This window comes from Gordonibacter sp. RACS_AR49, assembly GCF_030418435.1.
In the GTDB taxonomy this organism is placed as follows: Bacteria; Actinomycetota; Coriobacteriia; order Coriobacteriales; family Eggerthellaceae; genus Gordonibacter; species Gordonibacter urolithinfaciens.
Genome location: NZ_JAIUDM010000001.1, coordinates 546,857 through 562,500, shown reverse-complemented (window position 1 = coordinate 562,500; position 15,644 = coordinate 546,857). Strand labels below are relative to the sequence as shown.

The following is a 15,644-nucleotide window of genomic DNA, read 5'->3' as shown; positions in this document are numbered from 1 at the left end:
TGCCCCTATTGTAAAGCAATGGCCGGCATGTCGCGAAGCACGCTTTCCACTTGCTGTACCAGCTGTTCTTTAGCGGGCACGTGAGATACGTAGCGCGAGGCGAAAACGGTGTTCTGCAATCCGCCGAGCGCGTATTCAGCGGTGACGGCATCTTTGTCGGTGCATAAGATGATGCCGATGGGAGGGTTATCGAACTCGTCGTTCATTTCGCAAGCATAGTAGTTCAAGTACATGTTGATTTGCCCGACCGCTTCCGGCATCAGCTTGGAGGTTTTCAGCTCGATGAGCACGTATGCTCGGAGCAGCTTGTTGTAGAAGACCATATCGACATGGTAGTGAGTGTTGTTGAGCGTGATCCGCTGCTGCGTGCCCACGAACATGAAGCCCTGGCCCAGTTCGAGAAGAAATTTTTCCAGATGGGTGACGAGTGCGCGTTCAAGCTCGCTTTCCGGGAGGGGCGCATCGTCGGGAATTCCCAAGAATTCGAATACATATGGGTCTTTGATGATGTCGGCGGGTTTCAGAGCGCGGGTTTTGTCGTTGGAGGGGGCGAGCCCGCGCTGCGTGCTCCAAGCGCCGTCTGATGGGATCAGTCGTTCGTACAGCGATGTCGATATCTGTCGTTTGAGTTCGCGCACCGACCATCCGGCCTCGATGCATTCGCGTTCGTAGAAATGCCGCTTGTCAGGATCCGATATGATCAAAAGCTCGCAATAATGCGACCAGCTCAATTTGCCAGACAGTGTCTGGCAAATTGGATAATCCAGATAGAGCAGGCGCATGTTCTGCAAATTCGAGCGTGAGAAGCCCTTGCCGTACGTCTCGGTCAATTCTCGAGATAGTCTCTTGAGCGTTGCGGCGCCGTACTCCGCACGATCGGGGTTTGCCTGCTCGTGCTCCACGATGATGCGTCCGACATTCCAGTACGTAACCAGCATCTCATGGTTCACGTGCGCAACAGCGCGCCGACGTCCCTGTTCCAACACGTGCTTGATGTCGTTGAAAACGGACTCGTAGGATGCGATTTCTTCATAGGGCATGGCAAGCCTCCTCTTCAATTCCCAGGGATGAGAAGATCTTGCTGGATCTTGCAGACGTGGTACGGGCAGCGGGGTGAACGCGCTGCCATCAATGGGCCGTCCGTTCGGAAGCGGCGCCTGCACTGGTTCTTTGTAGCGCATAACCTAATACATCGAAGGTTTAATTGCAAGAGCAAAAATTCCTCGCCTTCCAAAAAGAAGGGCGGAGTATTTTTGCTGCTTGGTGTCGGGGCTGATGCAGCCCCGACGATTTTCCCTCGCAGAGCAGTTGTTTCGGGGCTTTATTCCTTCAGGTCGATGTTCTTCGTGTCGGTGATGAGCATGCATCCCGGGGCGTGCGTGATGGCGAAGGGGGGCTTGCTGTTCATGACGATGGACTGGGGCGTGACGCCGCACGCCCAGAACACGGGCACCTCGCCGACGCGGATGTCCACAGGGTCGCCGAACTCGGGGTGGGCCAGGTCGCGCACGCCGATAGCCGCAGGGTCGCCGATGTGGAGGGGTGCGCCGTGCACCTTGGGGATGGCGCCGGAGATCTGCACCGCCTTCACCACCTGGTCCGCGGGGATGGGGCGCATCGACATGACCATGTTGCCGGACATGCTGCCGGCGGGTGTGCACGGCACGCCGGTGAGGTACATGGGCACGTTGCAGCCCATGGTGTTGTGGCGGATCTCGATGCCGGCCTCGATGAGCTCGCTCTCGAACGAGAACGAGCAGCCGATGACGAACGACACGAGGTCGTCGCGCCAGTAGTCCTCGACGTTCTCCACCTCGGCCACCAGCCGGCCGTGCTCGTAGATGCGATAGCGCGGGAAGTCGGTGGCGATGTCGCAGTCGGTGGCGCAGATGGTGGCCTCGCGCGCGCCGGTCTCCGTGACCTCGAGCAAAGGGCAGGGCTTGGGGTTGCGCTGTGCGAACAGCAGGAAGTCGTAGGCCTGCTCGCGGGGCAGCACGATGAGGTTCGCCTGCGCGTAGCCGGGGCACAGGCCGCTCGTCGGCGCCGTGAAGTCTCCCGAGCGGATCAGCCGACGCGCCTCCACCGGCGACGCGGCAAGCATCTGGGCCCAAACCTCGTCGGCAACGCCCTCGGGCTTGGCAGGTTCCGGAGCATTCAGCATGGCAGAACTCCCTTCTCGATAACTGCCCCCATTATCGCACGCCGCGCAGGCGATGAGGAGTGCTGGACGAAATCGGAGGCTATGGCAAGATCTGCTGCATCTGAAGCAACAAAAATACCGCTCCGAACATCATAACCCCAGATCGCGCTCTGCTGCGCTCCTTCGCATCATGCCATAGCGCTAGATCTCGTCCATGACATGACAAGTCATATATAAAAGTCGGTGCCGTACGGGCCCCGGCAGCCCCGTACCCTACACCTCGCCCTTCATGAAGCGGTCGATGAAGCTGGTGTCCGCCGCGCCGGCGGCGAACGTCTCGTTCTCCATGATGGCGTACTGGAAGTCCAGGTTCGTCTTCACGCCCACCACCACCATCTCCTCCAGGGCGGTGCGCATCTTGGCGATGGCCTCGGTACGGTCGCGGCCGTGAACAATGATCTTCGATATCATGGAATCGTAGTAGGGCGATATCTCGTAGCCGTCGAAGGCGGCCGTGTCCACGCGCACCCCGTTGCCGCCGGGCAGGTGCATCTGCGAGATGGTACCGGGCGACGGCAGGAAGCCGCGCTCGGGCTGCTCGGCGTTCACGCGGCACTCGATGGCGTGGCCGCGATACGTGATGTCGTCCTGCGTGAACGTGAGCGGATCGCCCGCCGCCACGCGTATCATCTCCTGCACGATGTCGGTGCCCGTGACCATCTCGGTCACGGAATGCTCCACCTGCACACGCGTGTTCATCTCCATGAAGTAGTAGTTCATCTGGTCGTCCAGCAGGAACTCTATCGTGCCGGCCGACGTGTAGCCCACGGCCTGCGCCGCGCGCACGGCGGCGTCCAGCATCTCGGTGCGCACCTTCGCGGACAGCGCAGGGGAGGGGCTCTCCTCGATCATCTTCTGGTGGTTGCGCTGCACGGAGCAATCTCGCTCGCCCAGTGCCACCACGGTGCCGTACGTGTCGGCGATGACCTGTACCTCCACGTGGCGCGGGTTAAGCACGCAGCGCTCCAGGTACATGGTGTTGTCGCCGAACGCGCCCACGCTCTCGCGCTGCGCAATGGAGAACTGCTCGCAGAAGTCGCCCTCGGACAGGCTCACGCGCATGCCCTTGCCGCCGCCGCCCGACGATGCTTTGATCATGATGGGCCAGCCCACGTCGCGCGCCTTCGCAAGCGCCTCCTCTGGCGCGTGCACCGGCTCCTTCGTGCCGGGCACTACGGGCACGCCGGCCTCCATCATGGTCTTGCGGGCCTGGCTCTTGTTGCCCATGCGGTCGATGACCTCGGGCGCGGGGCCTATGAACACGATGTCGTTCTCACGGCACAGCTTCGCGAACGTGGAGTTCTCGGACAGGAAGCCGTAACCCGGATGGATAGCCTGCGCGCCGGTGCCCTTCGCGGCGGACAGGATGGCGGCGATGTTCAGGTACGAGTCGCGCGCCGCGGGCGGCCCTATGCATACGCTCTCGTCGGCCAGGTACACGTGCAGCGCATGCTTGTCGGCCGTGGAGTACACGGCCACCGTCTTTATGTTCATGGCGCGGCATGCGCGGATGATGCGCACGGCTATCTCGCCGCGGTTCGCTATGAGGATCTTCTCGAACATGGCAGCCCTCGCGCCCTAGCGCGCTTCGGCGGTGGCGATGCGGAACAGCGGCTGGTCGTACTCCACCTGCGTCCCGTTGGCGGCCAGCACTTCCACCACCACGCCGGGGGCGGGCGCCGTTATCTCGTTCATCATCTTCATGGCCTCCACAATGGCCATGGTCTGGCCGGAGAGCACCTCTTGGCCCACCTTGACGAACGGGTCCTCGTCGGGGCTGGGCGACAGGTAGAACATGCCCACCATGGGACTGCGCACCAGCAGCGAGTCCTTGTCCACGTCCTCGAGCGCCGCGGCCTCGTGGCTCTCGGTCTTGCCGGCCAGAAGCGCGCTCACGCGGTCGGCCATGAGCGGCAGGGCCGACGACGGCAGCGGTCCGTGGCTGCGCTCCAGCTCGATTTTCGTCTCGCCGTCGTCCACGCGCAGGGCCGTGAGCTCGGCCTTGTCCATGATGGCGATGAGTTCTTCGATGGCTTTCGTGTCCATGGTGGCTCTCCTTGCACTTCTCTAGGCGGTGCGGCCGTTGCCGCGGCTCGCGGTCTGCGGGGCGTTGTCGGCGCCCGCCTTCTCGTCGGGGGTCTTCTCGTATTGCAGCGCGTTGCGGCTCCCCACCCGCTCGGCGCGGTTCGCGCGGTCGATCCACAGCGTGTCGGCCTGCGTCTTCGCTGCTTGGCGCTCCAAGATGGGCGTGAGGCGGCGGGCCGTGCGGCGGGGCGATATGCCGTCGGCGCTGGGACGGCGCACCTTCAGCGCCAGCATCTCGAACTGGCGGGCCTCCTGGCGCAGCAGCTCTTGGGCCTGCTGGACCGTCACGGGTTCGAAGCGCACGCGGCTTCCCGGCGGGCGCTGCACGAGCTTCGGTATGTCCACGGTGGCGATGGTGCCGATCTTCGCGTACCCGCCGGTGGTCTGGCGGTCGGCCAGCATGACGATGGGCCGCCCGTGCGAGGGCACCTGCACGGCGCCGAACGCGATGCCGTCCGAAATGATGTCAGACCCGTTCCTCGTCTCGATCTCCGGGCCGTCCAGGCGGTATCCCATGCGGTCGCACTTCGCGGTGGTGGTGTAGGTTTGGCTGTAGAATGCCTCGATGCCCTCTTCGGTGAACAGATCCTCCTGCGGCCCGGGCACCACGCGCACGAGCACCTCGTCATTTGCGAAGCCGTAGAAGGCGTCATCGTTGCCCGCATCGAGGCGGTGCGAGCCTAAATTCGGCAGGAAGTCCACGCCCTTGGTGACGAACGGGAGGTAGTCGCCCGTCATGAGCGTGCGCCCCTTCCAGCCGCCGAACTCGCACTTCAGGTTCGTGGAGCGGCTGCCCATGATCTCGGGTATGCGCACGCTGCCGCCCGCGATGGCCAGGTAGCCGTAGCAGCCCGTCTTCGCGGCGCCGAAGCGCAGGATGGAGCCTCGCTTCACCATGAGGGCCGTGTAGCGCGGGGCGGGCTCCCCGTCGATGGTGGCGCCGAAGTCGGCGCCCGTGATGGCGATGATCGTCTTGGTGGTGAAGCGCAAAAGGGGGCCGGCCAGCGCGAACTCCAGCACAGGGGCGTTCGGGTCGTTCTCTACCAGCAAGTTGGCAATGACGTAGGCGCGGCGGTCCATAACGCCGTTCGTGGAAAAGCCGCTGCCTTGGTAGCCGAAGCGGCCGTTGTCTTGGATCGACGTGTACACGCCGGGTTTTCTGACGACGAGGCCCATGCTATTCGTCCTCCACGAAGATCTGGTACTCGTAGGTGTTGGCGGCGAGCTGCTGTTCTATGGCGGCGTACTCGTCGGCTGTGATGGGCACGAAACGCAGGTACTCGCCGGCCGCGTACAGAATGGGCTCGGTGCGGTCCGGGTCGTAAGGGCGCAGCGGCGTGCGGCCGATGATCTGCCAGCCGCCAGGCGAGGCCAGCGGGTAGATGCCCGTCTGCGCGCCCCCGATGCCCACGCTGCCGGGCTCGATGCGCGTGCGCGGCGTGGCGAGACGCGGCGTGTGCAGGCGCTCGTCGAGGCCGCCCAGGTACGCGAACCCGGGCAGGAATCCCAGCATGTCTATGAGGTAATCGTGCGCGGTGTGGATGTTCACGACCTCCTGCGGGGTGAGCCCGGCATGCGCGGCCACGTTGGCCAGGTCGGGACCGTACTCGCCGCCGTAGCACACGGGTATCTGCACGATCTTGCGCACGGAGAGGTCGGCCTCGCCCACGTCGCGCAGCTTCCCGCGCAGGTGCGCGGACAGCTCGTCGAACGTGACCACCAGGGGGTTGTAGTACACCATGAGCGAGCAGAACGTGGGCACGAGCTCGGTGATGCCCTCGATGGGGTCGGCAGTGAGGTTCTCCGCGGCCAGGCGGATCATCGCGCTCGTCTCCGGGGAGATCGCGTGTGCGAACTCCAGGTTGAGCGCCGAATCGCCGGCGATGGTGATGCTGAATCCCGCCATGTGGTTCCGTTTCTCGTCCGTTGGACCGCTGCTGCGCGATTGCAGGGGTTCGGCCGCATCGCCGCACGACCGCAGGGGCCCGGTACCGGCATCGCCCACCGGTACGCATCGATGGCTCTGCCCATCAATGCTACACTTATCTATCGGTTATCTCGATAGGATTGTAGCATATATGGAAAAAGCACTGTTTCTTGCGGCGTTCTTCTTTGCCTACACCGTGCAGGCGGTCACGGGTTTTGCCGGCAACATATTCGCCATGCCCGTGGGCACCACGCTCTTGGGGTTGAGCCCCACGGTGTCTATCTTGAACGCGATGGGCTTCTTCGCATGCGGCCTCTTGGCCGTGCTGAACATCAAGCACGTGAACTGGCGCGAGTTCGGCAAGATCATCGCCGTCATGATCGTGTTCATGGTGGTGGGCATCTGGCTGGATACGCTCATGCCGCTGCATGTGCTGCTGAAGATATACGGCGCCGTGATCGTGTTCATCGGCGCGAAGAACCTCATCTTCACCCGCCAGAAGTTCCTGCCGGAGTGGGCGCTATGGATCATCCTGGCGCTGGCGGGCCTCATCCAAGGCATGTTCGTGTCGGGCGGCGCGCTGCTGGTTATCTACGCCGTGCAGAAGCTGCGCGACCAGCAGGAGTTCCGCATCACGCTCTCTCTCATCTGGACGGTGCTGAACTTCATCTACGCGTGCATCGCGTTCCAGCAAGGGCACTTCACGGGCGACGTCGTGCAGATCATCGTCATGTGCATCCCATTGGCCATCGTGGCCACCGTGCTGGGCAACAAGCTGCAGAAGAAGATCAGCCGCGAGAAGTTCCTGAAGCTCACGTACGTGCTGCTGCTGTTCATCGGCGTGGTGCTGCTGGTGACGTCATAGGCCCGCCACGGTTCTGGCCGACGGGTGCCCTTTCGGGCGGACGGGGGCTCGGTTTCGTTTTTCTTGGAACATGAAACATCTTTAGCTATATTATTCATGAATAATATAGCTATGCGTATTCATCTCGGATAACTATTGTTCTTTGAACATTATATGAATAATAGATCGCATGCGGGGAACAAGACTATAGTGTCAACGTCAACCACAGAGAGAGACGATGAACCGAAAGAAGGAACCCCTCATGACCGAAGCAACCAAGACCCTGGCGCAGCTGAAGAAGGCCAGCAAGCTCACGCGCCTCGCGTTCCACAAGAACGGCCCGAAAAGCTACAAGCGCGGCCAGGGCGCCCTGCTGAACGCCCTGCTGGCGAACGACGGCACCACGCAGCGCGAGTTGGTGAAGACCATGGGTATGGACCGCGGCGACCTCAAGGGCATCGTGAAGAAAGCCGAGCGCAACGGCTACGTGACCATCGAGGACTGCGACGCGAAGCACACCTATGCCGTGAAGCTGACCGACGAGGGCCGCAAGGTGGCCGAGAAGCGCGTGGCCGCCAACGACAAGACGGCCGAGGATATCCTCGACTGCCTGTCCGCCGACGAGGTGGCCCAGCTGAACGCCCTTACCGAGAAGCTCATCCTGTCTTGCAAAGACAAGGGCATCAACGGCAAGAAGAAGGGCCGTAAGGTCCACAGCTGCCACTGCTGCTAGCACGGAAACGAGCGCGTTCGAGTGGAAGGGCCCGGTGCGTGGAGCATCGGGCCCTTCCTGTGCTGCATGCCGTCCCGTGCATCGCGATCGTCTGTTGCTGCCGCATGCGCCCTACTTGCAGTACGCGCCGCGGGATCCAGACGGCAGCTGGGCTTCCGGGCAGGGCCGATGCGTTGGTTCGGCATCTCCTCCTGCTCGCATTCCGCTGCTGCGACTGCAACCGCGCGCTTGTCGATTCCGTTGCCGAAACGGCGTGCGCTAGGGGTTCACGGACGGGGATCGGAACCGGTACAATAGGGGCAAGGCGAGGCAAGGAGCATCCATGGCGCAGTACCAACGCATCTTCGCAGCACTCGACGGCGCATCCACGCAGAAGGCGGTGGCCCAGCGGGCTGCGGCGCTCGCGGCCGACAACGGGGCGCGGCTCCTGTTCGGCCACGTGGTAGACTCGGTTCCCAACGAGGCGAACGGGGCCGACTATGAAGCCCTGTGCGCGGAAGGCGTCGTGCGCATCGAGGACGAGCTCGCCGACGAGCTTCGCGCGGTGCGCGAGAACCCCGCCATCCCGTCCGTCGACGTGCAGGTGCGCGCGGGGCGCGTGGCTGAAACGCTGGCCGAGCAGCTTATCGAGCCCTTCGCGCCCGATTTGGTAGTGTGCGGCGAGCGCGGGCTCTCCAACATCAAGTACGTGTTCGTGGGCAGCGTGTCCACCTACCTCATCCGCAACCTGCGCTGCGACGTGCTGGTGGTGAAGCAGCAGGCCTGAGCCTTATCCGATGCGGATCGGCCCCGGCTCTCCACCTTGTTTTCCATCTTTGCTTTAATAGTTGTACTTGCTGGTTTCGCTCGGTGAAAAGGCGTAAAATGGCACGTTGATTTAGCGGTGCCCGCGGATGTGGCGTCGGAGCGTTCGATGGGCGGAGGCAGAGAGAAGCTCGTGATGACGCACGTTCCCGATCGCCCGGCCCCTACGTCGCTCGTGAGCGAGGGCGACAGCGTTCTTGTGGACACGCTTCGCCTGAGCGTGAGCAAACACAAGGTTGACGAGCACTTCACGCTTGTGTGGGCCAACCGCTACTACTACGACTTCATCGGCTATCCCAAAGACGAGTACGAGGCGTTGTTCCACAATCGGCCCGATCTCTACTTCGCGGACAATCCCGAGGACTTTGCCGTTATTGCCGAGCATGTGACGGAGGCCCTCGAGAAGAACACGGGCGGATACGAGTGCATCGCCGGGCTGAACGTGAAGGGCGGCCATAAATGGGTGAAGTTCGCCTCGACGTTCCTCGACGAGTACGTGGACGGTTACCAGCTGTCTTACACCACCATGACCGACGTGACCGACTTGGTGGAGGCGCGGCAACATCTGGAGGAAGCGAACGAGGAGCTGGAACGGCTCGCGTTCGTTGACCCCGTGACGGAGGGCTTCAACCAAACGCGATTCGACCTGACCGCCCGCCACGCCATCGACCGGGCCGAGCCGGGGACCTACGCCCTGGTGGCGCTGGACCTGAAGAAGTTCAAGCTGCTCAACGAGATACAGGGCACGGAAAGCGGCGACATGGTGCTGCGTTACGTGTACGATTGCCTGCGCACGCATCTCGACGGGGACGAATGCGTGGGCCGCATCAACGCCGACGCCTTCAACGTGCTCATGCGCAACGAGGGCACGCAGGCCATGTACGAGCGCATCGACGGCATGGTCCAAGATGTCAACCGCTTCAACGTGGATGCGGAGCGGCCGTACTTCCTCTCGTTCACGGTGGGCGTGTACCCCATCGACGACACGAGCCTGCCCATGACGCTTGTGCGCGACCGGGCGAACGTCGCACGCGGCTCTAGCAAGGAAGCGTCGAATGCACGCCATTTCACCTGCGTGTTCTACAGCGACGTCGACCGCCAGAATTTGCTGTCCGAGCAGGATATGGAGAACCGCATGCACGGTGCGCTCGAGCGGGGCGAGTTCGTGGCATACTTCCAGCCCAAGCAGCGCTTGGCCGACGGCTCCATCGGGGGCGCCGAGGCGCTCGTGAGGTGGATCGACCCGGTGCGCGGTCTCGTGCCGCCCGACGACTTCGTGCCGTACTTCGAGCGCAACGGCTTTATCATCAACGTTGACCTGTGCGTGTTCGAGCAGGTGTGCGCCCTGCTGGCCTCGTGGATCGAGCAGGGACGCGAGCCGGTGCCCATCTCGGTGAATATGTCGCGCGCACACCTGCGCGAGCAAGATTTTCTCACCCCCTACGAGCAGATCCGCGCACGCTACGGCGTGCCGGCATCGCTCATCGAGTTCGAGTTGACCGAGACGCTGGTGTTCGGCGATCCCGAGACGTTCATGGGCGTGATCGACCTGCTGCACGCGCGCAGCTACCGCTGCTCGCTGGACGATTTCGGCAGCGGCTACTCGTCGCTCAATGTGCTGAAGGACGTGGACATAGACACGATGAAGCTCGACCGCGCGTTCTTCTCGGCCGGCGACGATGCCGGCCAGCGCGAATGGGATGTGGTGGAGTCGGTGGTGGACTTGGCGAAGAAGCTGGATTTGGGCACGGTGGCCGAAGGCGTCGAGGAGCCTGGCCAGGCGGCCCGCCTGCGCGCCATCAACTGCGACATGCTGCAGGGCTACGTGTTCTCACGTCCCGTACCGGTGGCCGAGTTCGAGCAGATGCTGTTCGGCGCGTAAGCGGGTGTGCAGCGCCCGACGCGCCGGCATGCTGTTCGTCGGGCAGCATGCCGCCCGATCCCCCGCTGTGCGCGGCCGGTGGACGCGTGCTAAGCGCGCGCGACGGCCGCCTTGCGGTCGACGACGCGCTTGAACATGATCACGAGCAGCACCAGCCCTACGCCCACCATGATATGGCCGATACCCGCAATCCCGGACAGTGCCGCGTCGGGCAGCGGCAGGACCGTGCCTGTCACCTGCGCCACCCCGCGTACGAGCATCATGCCAGCCGTGATGACAACCCCAATGTTGTACACGAGGTAGAACGGCTTGAACAGCCGGTCGCCGGTGAAGTCGCTGGCGAGGGCGAACAGCGTGGCGATAAGGAATACGAGGAAGCCGAGCGCCAGCAGGTGCGGATGCATGAACCCGAGTGCGGTCTGCCCGGCGAAGCCGGAGAGCTTCGTGAACTCGCGGAAGAACACGCCGGCGGCCGCACCGGCAATGAGGTAGACGAGGGCCGTGTTGATGAGGCGCTTCATATGTTTCCTTTCGAATAACAATATATGAACGCTGTTCATTATGAGAGTTCGTCCAGGGGGATGCAAGGCTTTCGGGCAAACTGTTCCGAAGTTGCGATTCGGCAACCGGGTAGCCCGCCGACCGTGCGACCGTGCAACCAGGCGAAAGTGCGACCAGACGCCGGGCGCATTGCACGACCGGGTATTCAGGGCGAGGGCCCGGCCGGGCAGGCACGCCCCCGGCCGGGCGGTGCACGCGCCGCTGGTCTTGCGCGCCGTTCGTTGTGCTACCCTGTTCATCATCTAAAAAAAGCGGCAAGACGAGGACGTGGTGCACATGGTGAACGAGAGGATGTACGGGCTGGGAGCGGAGCCGAGCGCGATTCGCGAGCTGTTCGCGTACGGCATGGCGCGCAAGGCGGAGATAGGCGCCGACAACGTGTTCGACTTCAGCATCGGGAACCCGAGCGTGCCCGCACCCGACGCTGTGAAGCAGGCCGTGCTGGAGCTCATGGAGGAGGAGCCGAGCGCGCTGCACGGCTACTCGCCAGCGGCTGGCGACCCGCGCGTGCGGGCCGCGGTGGCCGACCATATCCGCCGCCGCTTCGACGTGCCGGCCTCGCCCGACCAGGTGTACCTGACGGCGGGTGCCGCGGCGGGCCTGGCCATCTCCATCTGCGCCGTCACGGAGCCGGGCGACGAGGTGGTCGTCATCGCGCCGTTCTTCCCCGAGTACCAGGTGTGGATAGAGACCGCCGGCTGCACGCGCGTGGAGGTGCCGGCGCACGTGCCCGACTTCCAGCTTGACATCGATGCGCTGGACGCGGCCATCGGGCCCGCGACGGCCGCCGTCATCATCAACTCGCCGAACAACCCGGTGGGCGCCGTGTACACACGCGAGAACCTGGAGGCCCTCGCCGCACTGCTGGCGCGCAAGGAGGCCGAGCTGGGACGCAAGATCTACGTCATCAGCGACGAGCCGTACCGCGAGATCACCTACGGCGCCGAGGTTCCCTACGTGCCGTGCGTGTGGCCGCGCACCATCGTATGCTACTCGTACTCGAAGTCGTTCTCGTTGCCGGGCGAGCGTATCGGCTATATCTACGTGTCCGACCTCATGGACGATGCGGCCGAGGTGTCCACGGCCGTGGCAGGCGCGGGACGCGCGCTCGGGTTCGTCTGCGCGCCGGTGCTGTTCCAGCGCGTGATTGCCGCCTGTATCGACGAGCCGAGCGACGTGGCGTCCTACGCCGAGAACCGCCGCCTGCTTACCGAGGGCCTGGGCGCGCTGGGCTACGAGTTCGTGGAGCCCGACGGCGCGTTCTACCTGTGGGTGCGCGCGCTTGAGGACGACGCCCAGGCGTTCAGCGATCGCGCGAAGGCCCATGAGCTTCTGCTGGTGCCCTCCGACAGCTTCGGCGTTCCCGGCTGGGTGCGCGTGAGCTACTGCGTTTCGCGCGCCACCATCGAGCGCTCGATGCCCGCGTTCAAGGCGCTCATGGAGGAGTACCGGGGGTAGGGGCTCCCGACTTCGCTTCGTTGCGGGGTATGCCGCCACGGCATAGAGCGTTCGGCAAAACCGCATTTCCCCTATGCGCTGGTCAGAACCTACACTGCGAGCAACGTCAAGTAGGCGGCGATCGACAGGAGGAGAACATGCTGACGGTATCGGAGCACGTGTACGACGAGGCGACGGGCATCGACCACTACGTATTCGAGCCTGGGGCCATGAAGGCGCAGGTAAAGGTGACTGAAACGAACGGCGAGCCCCAGGTGCTCCTCGGTGTGGAGGGCATGGCCGTCCAGCAAAGCGTTTCGGAGCTCACGTGGACGGTTTGCATGAACAAGGAGATTGTCGAGCGGGCGCTTGCCGATTACCGCGAACGCCGGATGTGAGAATCTGGCTGTTGGTTCTTTAGAGCAAGGGGCGCGCCGTTATCGCAACGACGCGCCCCTTGTCATAGTGCTCGGCTTTCGCCTTTCGCGCGGAGCGCTTCTTGGGCCGTGTAATAGTCGAATGCTCCCTGTGGCTTGCCGATAGCCCCGCGCCTCATGTTGTGCAAATAGGGTTCATGGCACGAAGGGCACGCGGCTGCGCCTGGCTTGACGGGTTCGCCGCATGAGGAGCAGGAGAGCTCAAGTTTGAGGGAAAATATCCCGCATTTGTTGCAGTGGTTGCACGGGTAGCAGGGCATGGCGATTCCTAACAGTGTTCGCGCTCGGCAAGGTCGGCTTCCATGAAGTCGATGAAGCGATCGAGCGCCGGGTTGAGGTTCCCTATGTGGTACAGGGCCGAAAGGGGAAACGAGGTCGCCTCGCCGGTGAGCTCGATCACGCGGCACGACGAGGGGAGCCCCGCCTCGATGCGCTTCACGAAGTTGACCCCGGCGATGAGCACGTCGTTGCCGATGGTCGACGAGAGCGTGAGAAGATCGGTCAGGCGCATGGAGTACCTTCGCCGTGTTTTCGGTGCGAACCCGTTGAGCAGGCAGGCCCGTTCGATAAACCGCCATGCCTCGCTGACGTGCGCGCCCTCTATCCTGACCAGCGTCTCGTGGCGGAGATCCTCGATGTCGATGGATGCGCGGCCCGCGAAGGGATGGCCGGCATCGACGATGGCGGCCCAGGGGCAACGGCCCACGATCACGGCCCCCACGGTGTCGTCGTCGAGCTCGCTGGGCTCGAAGTAATCGAAGGCGACGTCGATGGAGCCGGCCTTGACGAAGTCGATGGGCCGTTTATGGTGGCAGCTTCGAACCTGGATGAAGCCGGTGCCGTACTCGCTTTCCGCAGACGTGATGAAGCGACCGAGCAGGGCCATCACGGCCGTCTCGTCGGTGAGTCCCGTCACGGAAAGGCGTGCCGGCGCCTCGCTTTTTATGCGGCGCGCCTCCTCGTAGAACATGCTCTGCGCATCGAGGATCTTGTACGCAAAGGGAAGCAGCGCATTGCCGGCCTCGGTGAGGCGCATGGCAGATCCCGTCCGCTCGAACAGCGACAAGCGCAGTTCCTTCTCGAACGAGATGATGTGCTTGCTCAGCGTTGGCTGGGACATGTTGAGCATGCGGGCTGTTTCCGTGATGTTCAGCCTCTTGGCCAGCTCGACGAACTCGTTGAAGGCGCTGATATCCAAAGCCGACTCGCCCCCTGTTATAACCACCGAGGTCAACGATGTGTTTTTCGATCTATGAGATTCCCTTTTCCACCTCTCGCTCGAACCAACATACCACATTCGCCCGGCATGGTTCGAATTCCCGGGCGGCATGGGCGGCAGGCATAAAAAGAATCCATCGCGGAGCTTTTTATCATTATTTCTATGCGGCATGCCCTTCCTATAATGCGCCCCATCCGATTCCGGACCGAACGGGGAAGCGGGCCGAATTCGGCAGAACAGCCGAGAGGAAGGGGAATTCTATGAGTTCCGCACAGGTTAAAGAGGGGTTCAACAAGGCGATCATTCCCATCATGGCGATCTTCGCACTCGGCGCCTCCCAAGGAGGCGTCAACGCCGGCCTGGCCACCATGGGGGCGGCGTTCCCGGAGGCGGGGCCGAACATCGGCTACGTGATCAGCATGGTGGCGCTCGGCATGATTCCGTCGGGCATCATCTCGGGCGCGGTCACGGGCCGGTTCATCAAGTACCGCACCTCCATCATAGCCGCCATCGTCCTGTACATCGTTTCAGGATGCTGGCCGTTCTTCATGGGGAGCGGCGAGTCGTTCGGCATGCTGCTGGCCTCGCGCTTCGTGTTCGGCTTCGCGGTAGGGTGGTCGTACCCGCTCGCCCAGGCGCTCACGTTCAAGACGTTCGACAATGAGAACAAGCGAGCGAGCATCCTCGGCGCGGGCATGGCGTTCTTCAATCTTGGCAGCCTGATCATGGAGCTTGCCGGCGGGTACCTTGCGCTTGTGAGCTGGCAGGCGTGCTTCCTGGTCTACCTGATCGGCATCATCCCGCTCGTCATCGTCATCTTCATGCTGAAAGAGCCCGAGCGTGATTCCGAGCAGGCGGCCGAGCTCGCTGCCGAGACGGGCGGCGAGGTGAAGACGAAGATACCGCCCATCGCCTTTTTGTACATGCTCATGCTCACGCTTATCGTTGCGTTCGCCATGCCCACGATCCTGTACTGCTCGTTCGTGCTGCCCGACTCGGCCATCTCCGGTTGGGTTCTCTCGGCCATGACGCTTGTGGGCGCCGTCACGGGCTTCACGCTGGGTCCGGTGTACAAGAAGCTCAAGAAGTGGACGCTGCCGGTAGCGGGGCTGTTCCTGGGCGTGCTGTACGTCGTCTGCGCCCTCAACGCGCAGCCGGGCAGCTTCAACCTCGTGGTGTACATCGCGACGTTCCTCGTGGGGCATTGGGGCTTCGCCATCGTGATCCCCGCCACGGGCAACATGATCACGAACCTGGTGCCCATCGGTGCAGCCACGCGCGCCATGGGGTTCAACACGGCGTTCCATCAGGCCGGCTGCTTCCTTGCGACCCCGGTGGCAACGCTGGTCATGGGATTGCTGGGCGCGCAGGCGGTCACCGACCTGCTGCTTCCCTGCAGCATCGTCATCGTGGTGCTGGGCGTGCTCCAGTTCGTGCTGGCGGGCTTCACCGATATGGCCAAATACGATGACGGCTACGGCAAGGTCGAGCTGCATCACGACGCCTAGGAGAGAC

General features: G+C 63.2%; 15 protein-coding genes. 7 read left to right on the top strand and 8 right to left on the bottom strand.

The window, feature by feature from the left end; translation table 11 throughout:
* Window positions 1–5: 5 nt before the first annotated feature.
* From LB310_RS02415 to pxpB, 6 genes are all read right to left on the bottom strand, one after another.
* Window positions 6–1,040, bottom strand: a complete 1,035-nt coding sequence (locus LB310_RS02415) for a YhcG family protein (protein WP_367316801.1) — start codon at window positions 1,038–1,040, stop codon at window positions 6–8.
* 281 nt (window positions 1,041–1,321) lie between these two features.
* The gene (locus LB310_RS02410) at window positions 1,322–2,161 is read right to left on the bottom strand and encodes a putative hydro-lyase (RefSeq protein WP_278804932.1); all 840 of its coding nucleotides are present in this window, start codon (window positions 2,159–2,161) and stop codon (window positions 1,322–1,324) included.
* Between the two features lie 252 nt (window positions 2,162–2,413).
* Window positions 2,414–3,763, bottom strand: coding sequence for an acetyl-CoA carboxylase biotin carboxylase subunit (accC, locus tag LB310_RS02405; RefSeq protein WP_278804934.1), 1,350 nt, complete (start codon window positions 3,761–3,763; stop codon window positions 2,414–2,416).
* Between the two features lie 15 nt (window positions 3,764–3,778).
* Entirely contained in the window at window positions 3,779–4,246 is a 468-nt protein-coding gene (gene accB / locus LB310_RS02400; protein ID WP_087191742.1) for an acetyl-CoA carboxylase biotin carboxyl carrier protein, read from the bottom strand.
* A gap of 21 nt (window positions 4,247–4,267) precedes the next feature.
* A complete protein-coding gene (locus LB310_RS02395) occupies window positions 4,268–5,461 on the bottom strand; it encodes a biotin-dependent carboxyltransferase family protein (protein WP_157004866.1) in 1,194 nt (397 codons plus the stop codon).
* Window position 5,462: 1 nt separating this feature from the next.
* Window positions 5,463–6,191, bottom strand: coding sequence for a 5-oxoprolinase subunit PxpB (gene pxpB / locus LB310_RS02390; protein WP_087191744.1), 729 nt, complete (start codon window positions 6,189–6,191; stop codon window positions 5,463–5,465).
* 172 nt (window positions 6,192–6,363) lie between these two features.
* Between pxpB and LB310_RS02385 the strand changes: the two genes are divergently transcribed.
* From LB310_RS02385 to LB310_RS02370, 4 genes are all read left to right on the top strand, one after another.
* Window positions 6,364–7,077 carry a sulfite exporter TauE/SafE family protein gene (locus tag LB310_RS02385; RefSeq protein WP_087191745.1) on the top strand — a complete coding sequence of 238 codons (714 nt, stop codon included), beginning with the start codon at window positions 6,364–6,366 and terminating at the stop codon, window positions 7,075–7,077.
* Between the two features lie 241 nt (window positions 7,078–7,318).
* Window positions 7,319–7,789, top strand: coding sequence for a MarR family transcriptional regulator (locus tag LB310_RS02380; protein WP_087191746.1), 471 nt, complete (start codon window positions 7,319–7,321; stop codon window positions 7,787–7,789).
* Between the two features lie 322 nt (window positions 7,790–8,111).
* Window positions 8,112–8,555 carry a universal stress protein gene (locus LB310_RS02375; protein ID WP_278804940.1) on the top strand — a complete coding sequence of 148 codons (444 nt, stop codon included), beginning with the start codon at window positions 8,112–8,114 and terminating at the stop codon, window positions 8,553–8,555.
* A 147-nt stretch (window positions 8,556–8,702) separates the two neighbouring features.
* Window positions 8,703–10,475 carry a bifunctional diguanylate cyclase/phosphodiesterase gene (locus tag LB310_RS02370; protein ID WP_278804942.1) on the top strand — a complete coding sequence of 591 codons (1,773 nt, stop codon included), beginning with the start codon at window positions 8,703–8,705 and terminating at the stop codon, window positions 10,473–10,475.
* An 89-nt stretch (window positions 10,476–10,564) separates the two neighbouring features.
* Here the strand turns inward: LB310_RS02370 and LB310_RS02365 are convergent, their stop codons facing one another.
* Window positions 10,565–10,996, bottom strand: coding sequence for a DUF2871 domain-containing protein (locus tag LB310_RS02365; RefSeq protein WP_157004867.1), 432 nt, complete (start codon window positions 10,994–10,996; stop codon window positions 10,565–10,567).
* A gap of 316 nt (window positions 10,997–11,312) precedes the next feature.
* Here LB310_RS02365 and LB310_RS02360 point away from each other — a divergent pair, with 316 nt between their 5' ends.
* Both LB310_RS02360 and LB310_RS02355 read left to right on the top strand, forming a co-directional pair.
* Window positions 11,313–12,494 (top strand): pyridoxal phosphate-dependent aminotransferase, encoded by a 1,182-nt coding sequence (locus LB310_RS02360; RefSeq protein ID WP_301154313.1) that lies wholly within the window; start codon window positions 11,313–11,315, stop codon window positions 12,492–12,494.
* A 137-nt stretch (window positions 12,495–12,631) separates the two neighbouring features.
* On the top strand, window positions 12,632–12,871 hold the full coding sequence (locus LB310_RS02355; protein ID WP_301154312.1) for a hypothetical protein: 240 nt from the start codon (window positions 12,632–12,634) through the stop codon (window positions 12,869–12,871).
* Between the two features lie 307 nt (window positions 12,872–13,178).
* Here LB310_RS02355 and LB310_RS02350 read toward each other — a convergent pair whose 3' ends face one another.
* Window positions 13,179–14,108, bottom strand: coding sequence for a LysR family transcriptional regulator (locus LB310_RS02350; protein ID WP_161959717.1), 930 nt, complete (start codon window positions 14,106–14,108; stop codon window positions 13,179–13,181).
* A gap of 281 nt (window positions 14,109–14,389) precedes the next feature.
* Here LB310_RS02350 and LB310_RS02345 point away from each other — a divergent pair, with 281 nt between their 5' ends.
* Complete coding sequence (locus LB310_RS02345; RefSeq protein ID WP_278804948.1) at window positions 14,390–15,637, top strand: MFS transporter; 1,248 nt, start codon at window positions 14,390–14,392, stop codon at window positions 15,635–15,637.
* Window positions 15,638–15,644 lie beyond the last annotated feature (7 nt).